Source organism: Chroococcidiopsis sp. SAG 2025, from assembly GCF_032860985.1.
GTDB lineage: Bacteria > Cyanobacteriota > Cyanobacteriia > Cyanobacteriales > Chroococcidiopsidaceae > Chroococcidiopsis.
This window is the reverse complement of record NZ_JAOCNC010000001.1, coordinates 1,635,955-1,654,486: the sequence shown is the minus strand read 5'-3', so window position 1 is coordinate 1,654,486 and position 18,532 is coordinate 1,635,955. Positions and strand designations below refer to the sequence as shown.

Genomic DNA, 18,532 nt, shown 5'->3' with positions numbered 1-18,532 from the left:
AATCAAGTCAAGTGTTACGAAAGTATTTAGCTCGTATCTATGTCACCCTACGACCCTCTGTCCTCGACCCAGCAGGAACAGCCGTCCAGTCTGGTTTGAGTCATATGGGTTATGACAACGTGGAACACGTCAGAATTGGCAAGTATATCGAGTTGCAACTGACGGCAGTAGATGAAAAAACAGCCACAGAACAGCTGAATCGGATGTGCGATCGCCTCCTGGCTAATCCGACAATTGAAAATTATCGCTTCGATTTGAAAGAAGTTGCTGTAGAGATGGGAGCATCGACGTGAAGTTTGGGATTGTAGTTTTTCCTGGCTCGAATTGCGATCGCGATGTTGCCTACGTGACTCGCGACATCCTGAAGCAGCCAACACGCATGGTTTGGCACGAAGACACCGATTTAACAGATCTCGATGTTGTCGTCGTGCCTGGAGGTTTCAGCTACGGTGATTATCTGCGTTGTGGAGCGATCGCCAGGTTTTCTCCCGTGATGCAGCAAGTGGTCGATCGCGCCCAACAAGGTAAATTCGTGTTGGGAATTTGCAATGGATTTCAGATTTTGACTGAAGCGGGTTTGTTACCTGGTGCTTTAGTCCGAAATCGCGATTTACATTTCATCTGCGATCGCGTGGAATTAAAAGTAGAGCGTACCGATTTACCCTGGACGCAAGCCTACTCAGAAGGGGAAGTTATAAATATCCCGATTGCGCACGGAGAAGGTCGATTTTATGCAGATAAACAGACTTTAGCGGAAATTGAGGCAAATAATCAAGTTCTATTTCGTTATGTAGGCGACAATCCTAACGGCTCTGCTAATAACATTGCTGGAATTTGTAACCGTCAGGGTAACGTCTTAGGCATGATGCCCCATCCCGAACGTGCTTCCGACCCAATTTTAGGTGGTACGGATGGTTTGAAATTGTTTCAGGGATTGTTGGAACGAGTAGCTGCGATCGCATAATTCAATCCAAATACTTCAACTGAACCTGCACGCTTGTATTTGGACCAGCAATTAAAACAGCTGCATCATTAAACTTGGGTGCGGCTGTACGAATTTCTGGATTTCTCGAAAATCCATATCCCTCAATTGGCATTCCTATATCGTTACGGTTGAGCGTACCATCTCCATTAGTATCGTGAATAATGGCAACAGCGTAATTTCCAGCTTTGAGATTCCTAAAATTGACTATTAGGGGAACAGAAGTAATCTTATTACACTGACGCTGTACAACATTTTTTCTATTATTAGGAAAACCTTGACTGCTAGCAAACAAACTGACGCAAGCTTGTCCTTCACGATTTCTAAAACCATTGATTTCTACAGTTAAATTACCAGATAAGCTATTATTAGCATCTGCTCTACTATGAGAAATATCAAGCGAAATTCCAAGAACTGACAATAACAGACAAGCCTTCAGTATTTGAGTTTTCTGATAAAATTTTATCTTCATCGGGGCTGGGCTACATTTAATATTTTTCATAAATATTGATATAATTTATGAGATTGCAGAAAATAATATTTAAGCTAACAGAGCTAAGCTTAAAATATATGATAGGCGAACTCTCCACAACTGTACCCGATTATAGTGAGATACTTTCAAAAGTAGCGATCGCTGCTCGACAGAAAACTAGCGATGCCGAAGGCGGTTTGCTTCGCAACCATCGTCCTGCTGCTAAACTAGTTGTTAGCGCCCTATTACAAGCTGAAAGAGCAGCCAAACAGCAACGCCTAATATACCCCCTCGAATCTCTACTGGGTGACTGGCGGCTTTACTTTACAGCACCACGTAACGCCAAATTACAGAATGGTGTGGTTCAAGGAAATGGCTTTTACATTCCTCAAATTGTTCCAGCACAGATTTCCTTTCATTTAAGGGAACGACTAGAAATTGGCAATCAAATTCAATTCGGTTCGTTACTATTCAAACTTACTGGTCCAGCGCGGTATTTAGGTAAGAAAAATTTACTTGCTTTTGACTTCACCCAAATGCAACTACGTCTATTTAATCGTACAGTTTATCAGGGCAAGTTTAATAGTGGTAAAAGATCGGGAAATTTTGAAGAACAACCAATTGGCAAGTTACCCTTTTTTGCTTTTTTCTTAATTACTGAAGATTATATCGTGGCTCGCGGTCGTGGTGGTGGATTAGCAATTTGGGTTAAACAAGTCGCATAATATTAATAGCAATTTACGAAATAATTGGTCTATGATCTAGTACAAATCCTGGTAAAATATCCTTTCCTGACAAAGTTGTAGGATTTTCTAGTATTTCTACATCCCGATTAGGACGATAAATTTCCACTCGCTGAGTTTTCCGAAGAATTAACCAACCCAGCCTAGTACCATTGTCGATGTACTCTTGCATTTTTGCTTGAGTTTCTTCTAAAGAATCACTAGTGGGACTTTAAAACTTTCTAAGCCCAAATATAGCCGAACTTAGCTCTGTGAGAGGCAAATACATCAACATGCTCATTAAAGCCAGCGGACCAAACGAAACTCGACTGCGGTGCGGAATGCCTCCAATGCTTCGGCAAAGGTTTGTAAGGGTTTGGTTGCCCAACGTCTGCGGAATCCGCCGGTCAACTGATGCCAAAGGATGAAGGTGTAAGCGATGAACACTAAAACCCAATGACGCTTCATACTCAGAGCATCCCGAACTTGATACTCACTCAAACCCAACCAGCCCTTGGCTTCTCGATAGAAGACCTCCACCCAGTTGCGAGCAGAATATGTTTGAGCTACCCAAGCCGCACTGACTTGGTTGTCAGAGGCATTGGTGAGAAAGTAATCCACCTCCGTCGCTTGCTCGAAACTAGAGGCATTGAGTTGAATCGCCAGCCAGCGAGTGCCTTCGAGCTTCGGAACGTGAACTGGTAACAGCGCCACCCAAACTGTCCGGGGCTGCTCCAGATTGAGTTGCACAGGTGTGAAACTGCTCCACTGCCAAGGTTTGAGCAATAGCTTCTAATCCCTGCTTACGAGCAGACTCATCACCTGATGTTTGAGCAGTAACTTGGCGGTTTTGGCGATTGCTGCCACGTAAGTTAGGTTTCTCGACTCCAACTGCTTGAGAAAAGGCGTGTTATTACCGTAGCCTGCATCAATTACAGTCACACCCGGTCGATAACCGCGCTTCAAGCATTGGTCAACCAAGTCTAGAGCCAGGTCAGGTTTTTCTGGAAGTTGGGGTCTGCCTTGCCTTGCTCGAATAAACTTGCGTGTTGATAGAGTGCAACATCTAACGGCAGACGTCGCACTCCATCATACAAGTAGGTAGTCAGCAGCACAATACCATTGTCAGTCTTGCCAATCTCCCCAATGTACTGCCGTCCTACCCCATCAGTAGCCGCACCACTTTTGCGATGTCCCGAATCATCTACAATCAATGTGAAACCTTGACTCGGGGTCGTCTGGCGACACTGGTGCATCACCTCCAACCGCCGATTATTTAGCTTGACTTCATCCCAAGGGGCATTGTTGAGAAAATGTCTGAGGCTGTTGTAGGAGCCATCTACTGTATTTGTGACCAGTTGGCTCAGGTTTTGCGCTGACTCTCACCCAGCAGTCCCCCCTAGATAAACACGAAATTCTCTGCTGCCGCTGCTTCTGACGCGAAAATACATCATCAAACCGACGACACCAGTTCTCAAAGCACTGCGGCATCGCTGCTGGTACTTGATCTTTCACCTTACGTTGCTCCTGTCGAGACTGACGTAAAACGCAACTCCTACCCGCATTCTAGCTCAATTTGCTCCATCTTTCTTACAAAGTCCCACTAGGAGAAAGTAACTCAACTACAAAATCGGGACATAGAGGCACAAATTTCTCTCGTTGTTCGGTGGTTAAAGCCTCCCAGCGTTCTAGTTTTACCCAGGCAGCATCAGGAGAGCGATTAGCTCCATTCGGGAGTTTAAAACCAGTGGAAGAGTCAAAACCTTTACCTAAATTACTCTGTTTGTTCCAAATTCCCAACTGTACGGTAATTTCAAAGTTACGGTTGCCTGTTTCTCCCCAGTTGGCGGCATAATCAAAATTTCTCCGTTAGCTGTGCGTTCAAATTGTAAATCGCGGTTGTGCTGACATAATTGAAAAAATTGCTCGTCTGTCAGCTCCATGTGTAACTTGAGGGGAGAAGGTAAAGTCAGTGCAGCCTCATTCATAAACTGCTCCTAAAACTAGGATATTCTTTAACTTAAGTATAAGCAAGAATAGTTCGCTTTTTAATAAATATAAATGAATACTGAATTACGAATTAGCTTTACCAGGATAAATTTGCTTGGAATCTTTGGGAATATAAATTAAACCAAGGTCTTGTAGGCGATGTGTCAAATTAGAAATTGTGACCCCAAGCTCATCTTTCATCGCATAAAGATGTTTCCATTTAGTTAAATCGCGTCCCCGTTTTACGTCTTCTATCTTAAATTGAGGCATTAACAAGCAACTAGCAAAATACTGTGCTTGCTTTTCAATTCCTTGCTGCGCGTTAACACTACGGCAGAGAAAAGGCTCAACAGCGGTTTCCACACCAGAATCTTGCAGTTCTACAAATTTAGAAATTGCATTTTTGTCAATGTGAAGTTCCCAATGTCCAATTTCGTGAGCAATTGAAGATTCTTCAAATCCTTTAGGCAAATTTAGACTACTTTCATTCATTATAATTTTACGTTCTGTAGGTAAAATCATAGCCGCGCTCGCACCTTGCTCATCTGGTGCTATTTCCCCACAATCCATGTCTAAACCAAGAGATTCAGCTAAGTGTCCTGCATCGAGTGGAAATTTTAAAGGACGTTTACGCTTTGCTTGCACGCGCTGAAGTACATCCAATGCTCGATGCTCGATTTCCTTTTTGGACATGGACTGATAGGGTTTAATAACCTTCAATTTGATTTCTCCTAATCTCGGTTGGTTGTATCTCTCAATAATTTCTGAGCAAATTCAGGTTCGTCTCGCATTCGGCGTAACAAGACAGGCATTTGTTTGTACTTTCTAACCAGTTCTTCAAAAACTTTTGTATCATCTGGTGTAATGCGACCAGCTAGATGTCTCAGTTCTGCTTCTGGTAAGTCCAAATGCAAAGATAGTTTATGAATCACATCTTCGCTGGGGGGATAGCCAGCATGGTCGTTCTCCAGTTTCGATAAGTAAGTGTAATCTACCCCAATTAACTTGGCTAACTCGCGCTGACTAAACTCTCTTGCCTTACGAGCTTGACGAATAACTTTACCAAAACTTTGACTCATTTTTTTCTTCCCTTACATATATACCTTGACAAAGTTGATTAAAATGGTCAATATGGTCATATCAATCAATCTTCTTCAGTATACAGTATTTCAGATATATAAAAGCGTGTCTCTTATTCATGGCAATATGAGGAATTAAACTATGCCAAAAACTTGGGAATTTGCGAGTTATAATTTGCTATCTCTGTTCTCGCCAGCAGTCGGTTTAGAGCATCTACACTGCGATATGAAAAGGGGTTTTACTAAAGCAAGAAAGCGGGAACTGCAAGTTGCAGAACTATTACAAAAAGATAATATACATCAGCGAATTGGGATTTTGGCACAAAGAGGAATTTATGAGTTTTATCAAACCTCTTTAATCGCAGACGGAAAAGATGCGATCGCTCAAATAGCAGAAGTTTTGCATCTGAGTCAAGAAGTAGATGTAGTTCAGACAAAAGTTATTCAAATTCTAGAAAATTATCAGAGCAATCAGTTTCTAGCTGATAAGAAAATTATTAAACTCAGTCGAGGCGACGAAGGGTTTCCAGAACCGATTTTAATCCAGCAAGGTAATAACACATTTAACCTATATGCTGCGATGGACTGCGTTTTGCAAGAAGAAGATGGAGTATTACATATAATAGACTTTAAAACTGGAAAATCTGACTTCGATCGCCGACAAGCATATATTTATTTACTAGCCGCTAGCTATATCTACCCGCAACAAAAAGCTGTCGCTTCATTTTATAACTTGGAAACTTGCCAACAGTCAGAGCGAATTACTGCGTCATCTAGCATACTCAAATCATTTCAAATAGAACTATCTTTGCTCTCTCAACGACATCAAAAAGATTTGTATCGCTATCGTCGAAATTTTGATGATTTCAATCGAATTTTTCCACCTAATCCAGGCGTAAGTTGCCGCTATTGTGCTTTTAACTCTATGTGTAAATTTGCCATAACTGAGGCAGTTGCATGAATAATGTTGTTCGAGAATCTCTTCAAGTTGCTTCAGCTCCAACTTTTCTAAGTGAAGTTTCACTTCTAGATATTACTTCAAAAAAATTTATTTGTTTTCGATTAACTCCAGAAATCGACCGAAAAATTGGTAATAGCTTTAGTTGGCGATTCAGTCAAAAGTTTCCTGATGCAGTTGTTATTTGGGACAACAAATTTTTCTGGGTTTTAGCCAAACCCAATCGACAAATGCCAAGTCAAGAACAGTGGCGAGAGAAACTGTTAGAAATTTGTGAAGAGTTAAAAAAAGATATTGGCGATCGCACTTATGCAATACAATGGGTAAGCCAGCCACAGATTACACCTGAGATTCTTTCACAGTTAGCAGTGAGAGTGTTAAAAATAAATTGTCGTTTTTCATCTCCATCTGTAGTATCAGTAAATCAAGTAGAAGTCAAACGAGAAATTGATTTTTGGGCAGAAACTATTGAAATTCAAGCGCGGCTTCAGCCAGCTTTAACGATTACCATTCGTAGTAGTTTCGATTATCAAAAGAATCTAGAAGAATTTTACAATGATCATCCCTATCGGCAGAATCCAGAGCAACTATTAATTGGCTTAAAAGTACGAGATATCGAACGTAATAGCTTTGCTACAATAACTGGTATTGTAGGTACTATCGCCGAACACCAAGAAAAGCTACTGGAAAATGCAACTGGCGCAATTAGTAAACAAGCATTGATAGAAGCACCAGAAGAACAGCCAGTCGTTGCCGTACAATTTGGTAAAAATCAACAACCTTTTTACTATGCAATGGCAGCTTTACGTCCTTGTATAACAGCGGAAACTGCTAAGAAATTCGATGTAGATTATGGAAAGTTACTGTCCGCAACTAAAATTCCTTATGTAGAGCGAAAAGAACTTTTAGCCTTGTACAAGCAAGAAGCTGGACAAACTTTAGCTACTTATGGATTTCGACTGAATATTAGTATAAATAGCCGTAGGTATCCTGAGTTATTCTTTTCTCCGTCAGTTAAACTATCAGAAACAAAACTGGTATTTGGAAAAAATCAGATTGGCGTTCAAGGTCAAATTTTATCTGGTTTATCTAAAGGTGGCGTGTATCGCCGTCATGAAGATTTTAACGATTTGTCAAGACCAATTCGGATTGCTGCATTAAAACTTTGCGATTATCCAGCAAATTCTTTTCTTCAAGAAACGCGACAGAGACTCAAACGTTACGGCTTTGAAACTCTTCTTCCTGTTGAAAATAAAAAGGCATTATTGGTAGATAATTTACCTGGAGTTGAAGCGAGAGCCAAAGCTGAAGAAGCTGTTGATGAATTGATGGTAAATCATCCCGATATAGTTTTGACATTTTTACCAACCAGCGATCGCCACAGCGATAATACAGAAGGAGGTAGCCTGTATTCTTGGATTTACTCGCGCTTGCTCAGACGCGGAATTGCCAGTCAAATTATTTATGAAGATACTTTGAAAAGCGTCGAAGCTAAATATTTATTAAATCAGGTAATTCCAGGTATTCTAGCCAAGCTAGGCAACTTGCCTTTTGTGTTAGCTGAACCATTAGGAATTGCCGACTATTTCATCGGATTAGATATTTCCAGAAGCGCCAAGAAGAGAGGTTCTGGAACTATGAATGCTTGCGCTAGCGTGCGTCTATACGGTCGCAAAGGAGAATTTATTCGCTATCGATTAGAAGATGCTTTAATTGAAGGGGAAGAAATTCCCCAAAGAATTTTAGAAAGCTTTCTTCCCGCAGCTCAACTGAAAGGTAAAGTCGTACTAATTTACCGCGATGGACGCTTTTGTGGTGATGAAGTGCAGCATTTAAAAGAAAGAGCGAAAGCAATTGGTTCGGAGTTTATTCTAGTCGAGTGCTATAAGTCTGGGATTCCTCGGCTCTACAACTGGGAAGAAGACGTTATTAAAGCACCAACGCCAGGATTAGCACTGCGCTTATCGGCGCGGGAAGTTATTTTAGTCACGACAGAACTAAATTCGGCGAAAATCGGTTTGCCTCTGCCTCTACGCTTGAGAATTCATGAAGCGGGACATCAGGTATCGTTAGAAAGTTTAGTAGAAGCAACTCTGAAACTCACCTTGCTACATCATGGTTCGCTGAACGAGCCGCGCTTACCAATACCGCTTTTTGGCTCCGACCGCATGGCTTATCGACGGTTGCAAGGCATTTATCCAGGTTTACTAGAAGGCGATCGCCAATTTTGGTTATGAGGCAAGATTAAAGTAGGATGCGATCGCCTATAAGTGTAAAGAAATATGAATGCTGAAGAACTGCTGAAACGCTATGCAGCAGGAGAAAGAGACTTTACTAAAGCTGACTTAGCCAACGTTAAGCTGATTAACGCTCACTTGGTAGGAGTTAACCTGTGGGGAGCCAACTTAGAGGGAGCAAATCTAGCCAAAGCGAAATTGTGGGGAGCCAATCTAACTGGCGCAAACCTGATCAATGCCAACCTGACGCGCACAAACCTCTGCGGGGCAAAACTAACTGAGGCAAATTTACGCAAAGCCAGACTTAACTACGCTAAACTGTACGGAGCGAACTTAAGTGGCGCTTGCTACGACAACAGCACCCGCTTTTCCCGTGGATTCGATCCAAACAGTCAAAATATGCGTAAGGTATAACCGTTGAGAGATTGAGATTTGTTAACCGCTCTCTAGCATCGAAGAAGATAGCGTGTTTCCAAATTCTCTTCCATGCAAGCTTACGATGTTGTTATTATTGGTGCTGGTCACAACGGACTAGTCTGTGCGGCTTACTTACTAAAAGCAGGCTATAGCGTCTTGCTCTTAGAAAAACAACCAAATCCAGGGGGTGGAGCCACTACAGAAGAACTCATGCCCCAAGAAGCACCTGGATTTAAGTTTAACCCCTGTGCTATTAATCACCTATTTATTTTCCTCGGATCGGTGATTCAGGAATTAGAACTAGAAAAATACGGATTAGAGTACTTAACTTGCGATCCAGTTGCCTTTTGTCCCCATCCTGACGGAAAATACTTTCTCGCCCATAAATCGGTAGAAAAGACTTGTGCGGAAATTGCCCGGTTTAGCCAACGCGACGCAGAAAAATATGCTGAATATGCAGACTTTTGGCTGCGATTCGTGCGTGGTATCTCACCATTTTTCAACGCTCCACCCAAATCTTTAGTTGATATCTCCGGTAACTACGGCTTGAAAAACCTGCAAGAGTTGTTCTCAGTGCTGGGTGGTCCCAACGAGACCTTAGACCTTCTACGTACCTACTCTCAAGCCCAGTAGACAATCTTAACGAATATTTTGACGCTGAATTTGTCAAAGCACCCCTCGCCAGACTCTCAGCAGAATTAAGTTCGCCTCCCTCTCAAAAAGCCATGTCATTTGGAGCAATGATGGCTGTGTTGCGTCACGAACCAGGAATGGCGCGTCCGCGTGGTGGTACGGGAGCGCTAACCGAAGCATTAGTTAAGTTAGTCAAAACTTTAGGTGGCGTAATCCTTACAGAACAAAGTGTAGAACAAATTTTAGTAGATCGCGATCGCGCTGTGGGCGTGCGAGTTCGCGGTAGCAAAGAATATCGCGCCCATCAAGCTGTTATTTCTAGCATTGATGCCAAACGGCTATTTCTACAACTGATGGATGCTGACGATGTCGATAGCGCCGATCCTAACTTACGCGAAAGACTAGATCGCCGCATTGTCAACAACAACGAAACAATTCTCAAAATTGACTGCGCCTTATCAGAACCCCTGCGCTTTGAAAACCACGACCACCGAGACGAATATCTCATGGGTTCGGTCTTAATTGCCGATTCCGTCAACCATGTAGAACAAGCCCATAGCGAAATTACTCTGGGCAAAATCCCCGATGCAGACCCTTCAATGTATCTAGTCATGCCCACAGGACTCGATCCTTCAATGGCTCCTGAAGGCAAACACACACTCTGGATTGAATTTTTTGCCCCCTATCAAATTGCTGGTGCAGAAGGTACAGGCTTAAAGGGTACGGGATGGACAGACGAACTAAAAAATAAAGTAGCCGATCGCGTCCTCAATAAACTAGCCCAATACTCGCCCAATCTCAAACACTCAATTATTGCCCGCCACATCGAAAGCCCAGCCGAGCTAGCAGAACGTCTAGGAACCTATAAAGGCAACTACTACCACATAGACATGACCTTAGAACAAATGCTTTGCTTTCGCCCCTTACCAGAAATAGCTAACTACAAAACCCCAATTCAGGGATTGTATCTCACAGGAGCAGGAACCCATCCAGGCGGCTCCATCTCAGGAATGCCGGGACGCAACTGAGCCAGAATCTTCTTACACGAACAGCATCCCATCGCTGAGACACTCAAAGACGCTAAAAACTCAGTTCAGTCAGCAGTCAAATCAGTATTTACCTAGCTTCGCTCGAATAGCTAGTGTATTGTGAATCGATCGCAGATAAATTTTGCGCCTTTCTTTGCGCCTTCGCGTCTTTGCGTGACACAAAATCTCGAAACATAACTCAGCATGAAAAAGCGATCGCCTCACCAGCGATCGCTTATAAACAGGAGTACAAAATCAAATCACTTCAAAACACCCGTCGGCACAGTAGCGAGTTCAGGTTTATCGATCCGAGGAGCCAAGAAGCCGCTAGCATAAATGCGAGGATTGCTCTGAGCAATTTGGACGTAAGATTCGCGGATCTGGGCGTTAACCGCAACCGTCTTGACATCATACATCTGGGTCGCCAGCTTGGGATATAACCCAATACCAATAATTAGCACCAGGAACGAGACAGCAATGAACACTTCACGCGGTCTAGCGTCGCCAAATCTTGCCTCTCCAGGTAACACGCAATCAGTTCCGAAGCAGACAGCTTCTTGACTATCCTGATAATCCGTCCGCAATTGAGTACTCGTTACAACGCAGGCGGGTGCTACACCAGAACCGTAGAATACCTGACGTAGCATCGAAAGTAAATAGACTGGAGTGAGCATCAATCCCACAGCAGCTAAAAATACCGTCACCGTGCGGAAGGTTGAGCTGTAAATATCGCTTGTAGTCACACCGACGAAGACCGAAATCTCGCTGACAAAGCCGCTCATTCCAGGAAGTGCCAGCGATGCCATTGCACCTATGGTAAATAGAGCGAAGACTTTGGGCATAACCTGAGCGATACCACCCATTTCTTCCATTGATAACGTATGAGTGCGATCGTATGTTACGCCTGCGAGGAAGAACAGAACTGCCGCAATCAAACCGTGAGACAGCATTTGCAGGAGTGCGCCGCTGATGCCAACATCCGTAAAAGAGGCAATACCTAGTAGTACGAATCCCATATGGGAAACAGAAGAGTAGGCAAGGCGACGTTTCATATTGGACTGAGCAAAAGAAGCCAACGCACCGTAAATAATATTAACCACACCTACAGTTGCTAGCACTGGGGCAAAGTAAATGTGTGCGTGGGGTAGCATTTCCAAATTCAAGCGAATCAACCCGTATCCGCCCATTTTCAAGAGCACGCCCGCCAAAACCATCGATACGGGAGCAGATGCTTCACCGTGGGCATCAGGTAACCAAGTATGCATGGGGAAAATCGCTAGCTTCACGCCAAAAGCAATCAGCAATCCGGCGTAAATCGGCAATTCTAGCGCTAGCGGATAGTTTTTCAACGCCAGTGCTGCCATATCGAAGGTAGGGTTGCCACCGTAGAAACCCAACGCTAGCCCTGCAACAAGAATAAATATAGAAGCCAGTGCGGTATAAAGAAGAAACTTGGTCGCTGCGTAGCGTCGTTTCGGTCCACCCCAAATAGAGACGAGCAGGTAAACGGGAACTAGCTCGATCTCCCACATAATGAATAGCAGCAATATATCTTGGGCGACAAACACCCCAATCTGGGCAGAATACAGCACCAGCATCAGGAAATAGAATAAGCGGGGCTTGCGATCGACTTGCCACGCCGCAAATATTGAAAGTGTCGTCACCAGTCCTGCTAGGAGTACGAGCGGGACAGATAAACCATCAACTGAGACAGCCCAATTTATACCCAATTGAGGAACCCAGGCATACTTTTCTGCTAATTGAAAAGTTGCGATGCCTGCATCGTAGTGTTGCCAAAAAACGTAGCACATCAGAATCAAATCCGCGATCGCCACGCCTAAGGCATACCACCGCACGCGCTTGCCATCTGGATCGGGCAGCACGGGGATGAGTAAGGAAGCTACGAGGGGTAGCAGGACAATCGCGGTTAGCCAGGGAAAGTGTTCCGTCATCATGACGATTAAGAATAAATACCTATTTCTTACAATTTATTCTACTAAACTTTGTAAAGGTTTATGAATAAATTTTTCTCCCAGTCAACTATCTAAACAAGTCTATAGAAAGAAGTGATTGACAAAAGCAAGTATTGTATGAAGACCGAATAAGCGCGATCGCATGTACAACCTGCTTGTTTGAACCTGCTTTAAGATGAGAGCATGAATTTAAACCTTGCTGATGCCGTATCCATAGCGACAGCCGTGCGCGCGCAACAGGTGAGCGCAACAGAAGTGGCGATCGCCACCCTCGACAGAATTGCCGCACGGAATCAGACACTCAATTGCTTCACCACCATTACGACTGAAACAGCTTTAGCAGATGCAGCGAACATCGATCGGGCGATCGCCTCTGGGCAAGATCCAGGCGTTCTAGCTGGCGTTCCCTTTGCGGTCAAAAATTTATTTGATATTGCTGGGATAACGACCCTAGCTGGCTCGAAAATCAATGCTGACAATCCTCCCGCTAGCCAAGATGCTACTGCGATCGCCAAACTGAAACAAGCCGGAGCAATTTTAGTCGGGGCGCTCAATATGGATGAGTACGCCTACGGTTTTGTCACGGAAAATTCTCACTACGACGCAACCCGCAACCCCCATGACACAAATCGCATTGCTGGCGGTTCTTCTGGAGGATCGGCAGCGGCGGTAGCTGGGGGGATGGTTCCCCTGACGCTGGGTTCCGATACCAACGGTTCTATTCGCGTCCCTGCGGCTTTATGCGGTGTCTACGGACTTAAACCCACCTATGGGAGATTATCGCGGGCGGGAGCGTTTTTATTTGCCAGTAGTTTCGACCACATTGGCACGTTTACCCGTTCTGTACGAGATGCGGCGATCGCATTTGACGTGCTGCAAGGATGGGACAGTCGCGATCCAGTTTGCACGCAACGCCCTCCTCAAGAGACACAAAACTTCATATTTGCGGAAAATAACGGTACGTCTGCATACAATATTGACGGGTTACGCATTGCCATTGCCGACGATTATTTTCGGACAGGTGCAGAACCGGAAGCTTTAGCTGTTGTGGAACGAGTCGCCCAAGCTTTAGATGCGACGCAATACGTCATTATCCCAGAAGCTCACCGCGCTAGGGCAGCGGCTTTTGTGATTACAGCCTGTGAAGGGGCAAATCTGCATTTAGCGAACTTGCGATCGCGTCTTGAAGACTTCGATCCGGCTACCCGCGATCGCTTTTTGGCTGGGGCGATGATTCCTGCGAGTTGGTATCTTCAGGCGCAAAGATTTAGACGGTGGTTTCGCGATCGCGTTCGTGCAATTTTTCAACACGTCGATCTGATTTTAGCTCCTACAACACCCTGTTTTGCGCCATTCATTGGGCAACAAACAATTCAGTTAGATGGACGGGAAATTTTAGTTCGTCCCCATTTAGGGTTGTTTACTCAGCCGCTATCTTTTATCGGTTTACCTGTCTTATCTGTACCAGTTGCGCGCCCGGATGGTTTACCTTTGGGGGTGCAATTGATTGCCGCACCTTACAATGAAGGGAAAATTTTACAGGTGGCTGCAATGTTGGAGGCTGAGGGTGTTATTGCTGCGTCTGTTGTTGATTGATACTAACTACCAATTCTATGCTCCAGCAAAATGAACAATTAAAACGCTTCTCTAGCTTTCCTTCGCTACCAAACACTGCATAATAAGGTCACGCAAAGACGCAAAGGCGCAAAGTAGCTGCTCGGTAAACCAAAAGTTGTTTAAGACAAAGAATTGCGGACAACGTGAAATTTAAATACTAGTTTCTATCTATGTCTAAGCAAAGCGAATTGGCGACCAATAATCAGAAATTCATTCCAGTTATTGATTTGCAAGCGTTTAGAAGTGGCGATCGCTCACAAAGACAAGCTATAGTCGAACAAGTTTATCAAGCTTGTCACGAAATTGGATTTTTGTATATCAAAAACCCAGGTATTTCTACCAATCTAATTCGCCGACTATTTATACAATCTCAACAATTTTTCAATCTTCCATTTGAAACAAAAGCTCAAATAGCGTGGTTAGATGAATCTCATAATAGCGGTTATGTGGGTATAGGAAGGGAACGTCTCGATCCGAGTCAGCCAGGAGATTTAAAAGAAGCTTTAAACTTAAATTTAAAATCTCTAACTCAAAATTTAGAATTTAGTGCTGAATTTCGCAATTGTGTATTAGATTTCTGGAAAGCTTGCGTACAAGTAACAGATACGGTTTTACAAACTTTTGCGTTGGCTTTACAAATTCCAGAAGACTTTTTTATTGCCAATCATAACGAACAAGCTCATACTTTGAGATTACTACACTACCCACCATTACAACAAACTCCAAAAGCAGGACAAGTAAGGGCGGGAGAACATTCTGATTATGGTAGTATTACTTTGTTATTTCAAGATGATATTGGTGGATTAGAAGTACAAACCAAAGATGGAGAATGGCTTGCAGCTCCAGCAATTTCCGATACGATAATTGTAAATACTGGAGATTTAATGCAACGGTGGACTAATCATGTTTTTTGTTCTACCAAACATCGAGTAGCGATTCCCTTAGATGAAAGAATAAAGCGATCGCGTTATTCGATAGCTTTTTTCTGCCATCCTAACGATGATACGGAGGTTGCTTGTCTTCCTGGTTGTTGTACGGATAGAGTAGCAATATATCCTTCTATTTCTGCCAAAGATTACTTGATTAGCCGCTTGCAGGCAACTTATTAGATAATTTAGATTAACTTTGCTCTATTTCTTTAGCAAATACTTGAAATCTCTCAATATCCTTTACTAAAAATTTTCCTTCAATTATACCATTTTTCGATTTTAATATCTCGCCTCGACCTAATTTATCAACTATTGTCAAGCAACCTTTTTGAAGGTTAAGTCTGTAGTTTTCTCCTTCTAAAAAGCAACTCCCATCTCTTGATTTAGTGCCAAATTGAGCTAAAGCTTGTCTGGCAATTTCTTCTATATCTTGGCTATATTCAGAGAATAAGATTTCACTAGCAAAGTTTGGAGTTTGATGACTGATTTTGTTAAGTAATTCAATAATAGTCATCGGTGGTTTTTTACAATCTTCAGCTTGTTCCCAAAGTAATTCAATTAGTGAATTCTCACCGTAAACCTCGCAAAGATTCATCAAAAAAGTATCTGGGTGCTGTGCTTCAATATTCCAAGATTCTAAATCTTTTGGACGAAAATGCTTCAGATTAGTCGTGACAATAACTTCAGCTTTTGCAGCTATAGCAGCAGCCAAAACATGACGATCTCCAGCGTGATTAGTCATCACACTTATTAAAGCTTCAGGAACTTGAACCAACCCTTCGGGAAAAGTTTTTATAATCTGTTGCTGAAAGCGAACTGCTTTCTCTGGTGTCATTTTTCCCTTTTTTATTAAGTTCCGCGTTGCACCGTCTAAAATTTCTTGGGAGTAGTGAATGCGGTATAAATCTGCTTCAGCAGCACGCAGTAGCGTGTCAGATAAAGGCATGGGAAAAATCACACAAGAATCTAAAAGTACCGATTGAGTCACTACTTTTTACTCTTCACAGTCAGAATCTTTTATATTGTATTCATAGTAGCCTTCTGATTGAAGAAAATTAGTTAGTTCGCGAAGGTTTTTCCGACGCTGAGAGTCTCTTCCTTTCTTGTATTCCATCAAGTCTTGAGAACGAATTCGTCGATGCTTACCTACTGTAATAAAAGGTATTTTTCCTTCTTCTAATAGTTTAATCAGGTAAGGGCGCGATACGTTAAGTAGCTCGGCGGCTTCTTGTGTAGTCATTTCGCAATCTTCAGGAATCAAGGACACAGCTTGTCCAGTTGCCATTGCGCTTACAACTTGGCGCAGTGCTTGATAGACAGATTCAGGCAGAAAAATTTCTTCTCCATTACTTCCTATTAGTCGTGGCTGTGATGTTCCCTCGTTGAATAAGCGATTCAGTTGCTCAATTGAGCGTACATCTTTTGCTGCGGCAGATAGTTTTACAGGAGTGTTTTGTTTTTTCGACATCTTTATATAAGCTTTCTTAAGCTCTAATACTGTCACCAACAATAATTTTATGTAGCTTAAATAAATCCACTGCTAAGAGTTTCGAGTACCCAAAACTCGAATTGCTTTAACCGCACAACCTTGTTTGAATGCTTGTAAATATTGTTAATAGGTAGATGGGCATGCATATGTACTATGATTAACTACTTGATGTAATAAAACCGTAATAATACGGAAAATCTGACTCTTATATACTAGCTCTATGTTGCTATAAATGCAATATTCGCAAAATACGCAATAATCGAACCCAGTTCTGTCAAGGATGTCATAGAAGCACGATCGCAGCATTCTGGTGCTGTCATGGTACGCTCTGTAGCATGGATCTGGCTGCTACTTTGGACATATCAGAGCAGCAAGAAGTTTCAATTAATACCCTACAGCAGCGCCATCACTTCTCGGATCGGCAGCACCGTATTTTATATTAGTTTCAGCGTCGATTAAAATCGCCCCAGCGTGTCCCATCACATCTGTATAATCTTCAACAACTTTAACAGAGTGACCGCGATCGCTTAATTCTCGAACAATCTCTGCTGAGACTCTACCTTCAATTTTAAGTTCATTGGTAGCAACTCCCCAAGTACGTCCTTGCAACCATCTTGGTGCAGAAATTGCCTCTTCGACATTAAAACCAAAATCGACAATTCGAGTTGCGATCGCAGCTTGAGTTTGAGGTTGTCCTTCTCCTCCCATCGTACCGTAGACTAAATACGGTTTGCGATTTTGCAATAACATGGCAGGGTTTAACGTCTGAAAAGTACGTTTTTTAGGTTGTAAAGAATTTATATGCTGCGGATCTAAGGAGAAAAAACAGCCTCTGTTTTGTAATAAAATGCCTGTATCACCTGCAACTATACCCGAACCAAATTCGTAGTAAATACTTTGAATTAAAGAGACGGCGTTACCATCTTTATCCACGACTCCCAACCAAATTGTATCGCCTTTTGGATCGAGAGGTTGTACTTGGTTAGCGGCTTGCTGCAAGTTAATCTGTGCTGCCAGTTCTTTACCGCGTTCTGAAGATAGTAGCCAATCTAAAGGAATATTTACAAAGTCAGGATCGCTTACATATTTATCGCGATCGCTAAATGCTTGTTTGGTTGCTTCTACAATCAAATGATAGTAATCTGTCGTTCCTTCTCCAAAACTTGTTACATCGAAATTATTTAAGATATTTAAAATCGATAAAGAAGCAATTCCTTGAGTGTTGGGTGGTAAGTTATAAGCGATATAATCGCGATAATTGACTGAAATTGGTTCTACCCAGTTAGCAGTATGTTCCGCAAAATCTTGCAGAGTTAAGATTCCTCCATTCTCCTGTAAATCTGCAACTATCCTTCGGGCAATTGCCCCTTGATAAAATTCTGTTGCACCTTGAGAGGCGATTGCTACTAAACTTTTAGCTAAGTGCGGTTGTTCAAATATTTCACCTGTTTGGTAAATTGTTCCATCAGATTTCAAATAGATCTGCCGAAAACCAGAGAATCTTTGTAAATTAAAAAACTCTTTCTCTTCATCAATACTTATTTGAGTCCAGCGTTCTTGATTTTGAGAGGTTGGAAAACCAGCTGCAGAAAACTTAATTGCAGAAGCAAAAAGTTGCTGCCAAGGTAAAGAATTATTTATGGTTGCTTGAGCGTATTTATAGGCTAAATCCCAGCCAGATACTGCTCCAGGTACGGTATTTGCAGATAAATAACCTCTAAAAGGAATTCTGTCATAACCTTGAGACTGATAAAAATCAATTGTTGCCTTTTCTCCCGCTCGACCGCTAGCATTCAAACCTTTTAATTCTCGCTCTTTGGCATTATAAATTAACCAAAAATTATCGCCACCCAAACTATTCATATGGGGATAAACTACTGTTAGCGTAGCAGCAGCAGCGATCGCGGCATCTACGGCATTTCCCCCTTGCTGAAGTATCTCTAAACCCGCTTGGGAAGCAAGATAATGAGGAGTTGTGACTATGCCGTTACTAAATGCAGTCATGGC

Annotated in this window: 15 protein-coding genes and 4 pseudogenes; 9 read left to right on the top strand and 10 right to left on the bottom strand. The window is 42.6% G+C overall.

Features of this window, described 5'->3' with window-relative positions:
* Positions 1 to 11 precede the first annotated feature (11 nt).
* Positions 12 to 293: a phosphoribosylformylglycinamidine synthase subunit PurS gene (purS, locus tag N4J56_RS07940; protein ID WP_317105966.1), complete on the top strand. Its 282-nt coding sequence runs from the start codon at positions 12 to 14 to the stop codon at positions 291 to 293.
* A complete protein-coding gene (purQ, locus tag N4J56_RS07935; protein ID WP_317105965.1) occupies positions 290 to 964 on the top strand; it encodes a phosphoribosylformylglycinamidine synthase subunit PurQ in 675 nt (224 codons plus the stop codon). The genes purS and purQ overlap by 4 nt, the downstream gene beginning before the upstream one ends.
* Position 965: 1 nt before the next feature.
* On the opposite strand, the gene N4J56_RS07930 is transcribed toward purQ, so the two are convergent.
* Complete coding sequence (locus N4J56_RS07930; protein ID WP_317105964.1) at positions 966 to 1,454, bottom strand: DUF2141 domain-containing protein; 489 nt, start codon at positions 1,452 to 1,454, stop codon at positions 966 to 968.
* Between the two features lie 98 nt (positions 1,455 to 1,552).
* Between N4J56_RS07930 and N4J56_RS07925 the strand changes: the two genes are divergently transcribed.
* The gene (locus N4J56_RS07925) at positions 1,553 to 2,179 is read left to right on the top strand and encodes a hypothetical protein (protein WP_317105963.1); all 627 of its coding nucleotides are present in this window, start codon (positions 1,553 to 1,555) and stop codon (positions 2,177 to 2,179) included.
* Positions 2,180 to 2,192: 13 nt separating this feature from the next.
* Here the strand turns inward: N4J56_RS07925 and N4J56_RS07920 are convergent.
* The 5 genes and pseudogenes from N4J56_RS07920 to N4J56_RS07895 all read right to left on the bottom strand — a co-directional run.
* A pseudogene (locus N4J56_RS07920) lies at positions 2,193 to 2,399 on the bottom strand (Uma2 family endonuclease); the annotation flags it as partial.
* A 19-nt stretch (positions 2,400 to 2,418) separates the two neighbouring features.
* Positions 2,419 to 3,691, bottom strand: a pseudogene (locus N4J56_RS07915) (IS701 family transposase).
* Between the two features lie 78 nt (positions 3,692 to 3,769).
* A pseudogene (locus N4J56_RS40815) lies at positions 3,770 to 4,164 on the bottom strand (Uma2 family endonuclease); the annotation flags it as partial.
* 85 nt (positions 4,165 to 4,249) lie between these two features.
* Positions 4,250 to 4,885 carry an ImmA/IrrE family metallo-endopeptidase gene (locus N4J56_RS07900; RefSeq protein WP_410500307.1) on the bottom strand — a complete coding sequence of 212 codons (636 nt, stop codon included), beginning with the start codon at positions 4,883 to 4,885 and terminating at the stop codon, positions 4,250 to 4,252.
* Between the two features lie 11 nt (positions 4,886 to 4,896).
* A complete protein-coding gene (locus tag N4J56_RS07895) occupies positions 4,897 to 5,244 on the bottom strand; it encodes a helix-turn-helix domain-containing protein (RefSeq protein WP_015157109.1) in 348 nt (115 codons plus the stop codon).
* Between the two features lie 142 nt (positions 5,245 to 5,386).
* On the opposite strand from N4J56_RS07895, the gene N4J56_RS07890 reads away from it, so the two are divergent.
* The 4 genes and pseudogenes from N4J56_RS07890 to crtO all read left to right on the top strand — a co-directional run bounded on the left by N4J56_RS07890 (position 5,387) and on the right by crtO (position 10,613).
* Entirely contained in the window at positions 5,387 to 6,205 is an 819-nt protein-coding gene (locus N4J56_RS07890) for a PD-(D/E)XK nuclease family protein (RefSeq protein WP_317105959.1), read from the top strand.
* Positions 6,202 to 8,439, top strand: coding sequence for a Piwi domain-containing protein (locus N4J56_RS07885; protein ID WP_317105958.1), 2,238 nt, complete (start codon positions 6,202 to 6,204; stop codon positions 8,437 to 8,439). The genes N4J56_RS07890 and N4J56_RS07885 overlap by 4 nt, the downstream gene beginning before the upstream one ends.
* 45 nt (positions 8,440 to 8,484) lie before the next feature.
* Positions 8,485 to 8,853: a pentapeptide repeat-containing protein gene (locus N4J56_RS07880; RefSeq protein WP_106544328.1), complete on the top strand. Its 369-nt coding sequence runs from the start codon at positions 8,485 to 8,487 to the stop codon at positions 8,851 to 8,853.
* A gap of 72 nt (positions 8,854 to 8,925) precedes the next feature.
* Positions 8,926 to 10,613 (top strand): annotated as a pseudogene (gene crtO / locus N4J56_RS40810) (beta-carotene ketolase CrtO).
* 164 nt (positions 10,614 to 10,777) lie between these two features.
* On the opposite strand, the gene N4J56_RS07865 reads toward crtO, so the two are convergent.
* Positions 10,778 to 12,472 carry an NAD(P)H-quinone oxidoreductase subunit 4 gene (locus tag N4J56_RS07865; RefSeq protein ID WP_317105955.1) on the bottom strand — a complete coding sequence of 565 codons (1,695 nt, stop codon included), beginning with the start codon at positions 12,470 to 12,472 and terminating at the stop codon, positions 10,778 to 10,780.
* A gap of 201 nt (positions 12,473 to 12,673) precedes the next feature.
* On the opposite strand from N4J56_RS07865, the gene N4J56_RS07860 reads away from it, so the two are divergent.
* Entirely contained in the window at positions 12,674 to 14,086 is a 1,413-nt protein-coding gene (locus N4J56_RS07860) for an AtzE family amidohydrolase (protein WP_317105954.1), read from the top strand.
* Between the two features lie 191 nt (positions 14,087 to 14,277).
* Complete coding sequence (locus N4J56_RS07855; RefSeq protein ID WP_317105953.1) at positions 14,278 to 15,216, top strand: isopenicillin N synthase family dioxygenase; 939 nt, start codon at positions 14,278 to 14,280, stop codon at positions 15,214 to 15,216.
* 10 nt (positions 15,217 to 15,226) lie between these two features.
* Here N4J56_RS07855 and N4J56_RS07850 read toward each other — a convergent pair whose 3' ends face one another.
* From N4J56_RS07850 to ggt, 3 genes are all read right to left on the bottom strand, one after another.
* Entirely contained in the window at positions 15,227 to 16,024 is a 798-nt protein-coding gene (locus tag N4J56_RS07850) for a PIN domain-containing protein (RefSeq protein WP_317105952.1), read from the bottom strand.
* A gap of 6 nt (positions 16,025 to 16,030) precedes the next feature.
* Positions 16,031 to 16,540 carry a helix-turn-helix domain-containing protein gene (locus N4J56_RS07845; RefSeq protein ID WP_317105951.1) on the bottom strand — a complete coding sequence of 170 codons (510 nt, stop codon included), beginning with the start codon at positions 16,538 to 16,540 and terminating at the stop codon, positions 16,031 to 16,033.
* Positions 16,541 to 16,909: 369 nt separating this feature from the next.
* A complete protein-coding gene (gene ggt, locus N4J56_RS07840; RefSeq protein ID WP_317105950.1) occupies positions 16,910 to 18,529 on the bottom strand; it encodes a gamma-glutamyltransferase in 1,620 nt (539 codons plus the stop codon).
* Positions 18,530 to 18,532 lie beyond the last annotated feature (3 nt).

Bases quoted from the DNA above. Each gene is read 5' to 3' on its own strand.
- N4J56_RS07925 (WP_317105963.1), top strand. From the start codon at position 1,553: ATGATAGGCGAACTCTCCACAACTGTACCCGATTATAGTGAGATACTT.
- N4J56_RS07885 (WP_317105958.1), top strand. From the start codon at position 6,202: ATGAATAATGTTGTTCGAGAATCTCTTCAAGTTGCTTCAGCTCCAACT.
- N4J56_RS07855 (WP_317105953.1), top strand. From the start codon at position 14,278: ATGTCTAAGCAAAGCGAATTGGCGACCAATAATCAGAAATTCATTCCA.
- ggt (WP_317105950.1), bottom strand. From the start codon at position 18,529: ATGACTGCATTTAGTAACGGCATAGTCACAACTCCTCATTATCTTGCT.
- N4J56_RS07890 (WP_317105959.1), top strand. From the start codon at position 5,387: ATGCCAAAAACTTGGGAATTTGCGAGTTATAATTTGCTATCTCTGTTC.
- N4J56_RS07930 (WP_317105964.1), bottom strand. From the start codon at position 1,454: ATGAAGATAAAATTTTATCAGAAAACTCAAATACTGAAGGCTTGTCTG.
- N4J56_RS07880 (WP_106544328.1), top strand. From the start codon at position 8,485: ATGAATGCTGAAGAACTGCTGAAACGCTATGCAGCAGGAGAAAGAGAC.
- N4J56_RS07895 (WP_015157109.1), bottom strand. From the start codon at position 5,244: ATGAGTCAAAGTTTTGGTAAAGTTATTCGTCAAGCTCGTAAGGCAAGA.
- N4J56_RS07865 (WP_317105955.1), bottom strand. From the start codon at position 12,472: ATGATGACGGAACACTTTCCCTGGCTAACCGCGATTGTCCTGCTACCC.
- N4J56_RS07860 (WP_317105954.1), top strand. From the start codon at position 12,674: ATGAATTTAAACCTTGCTGATGCCGTATCCATAGCGACAGCCGTGCGC.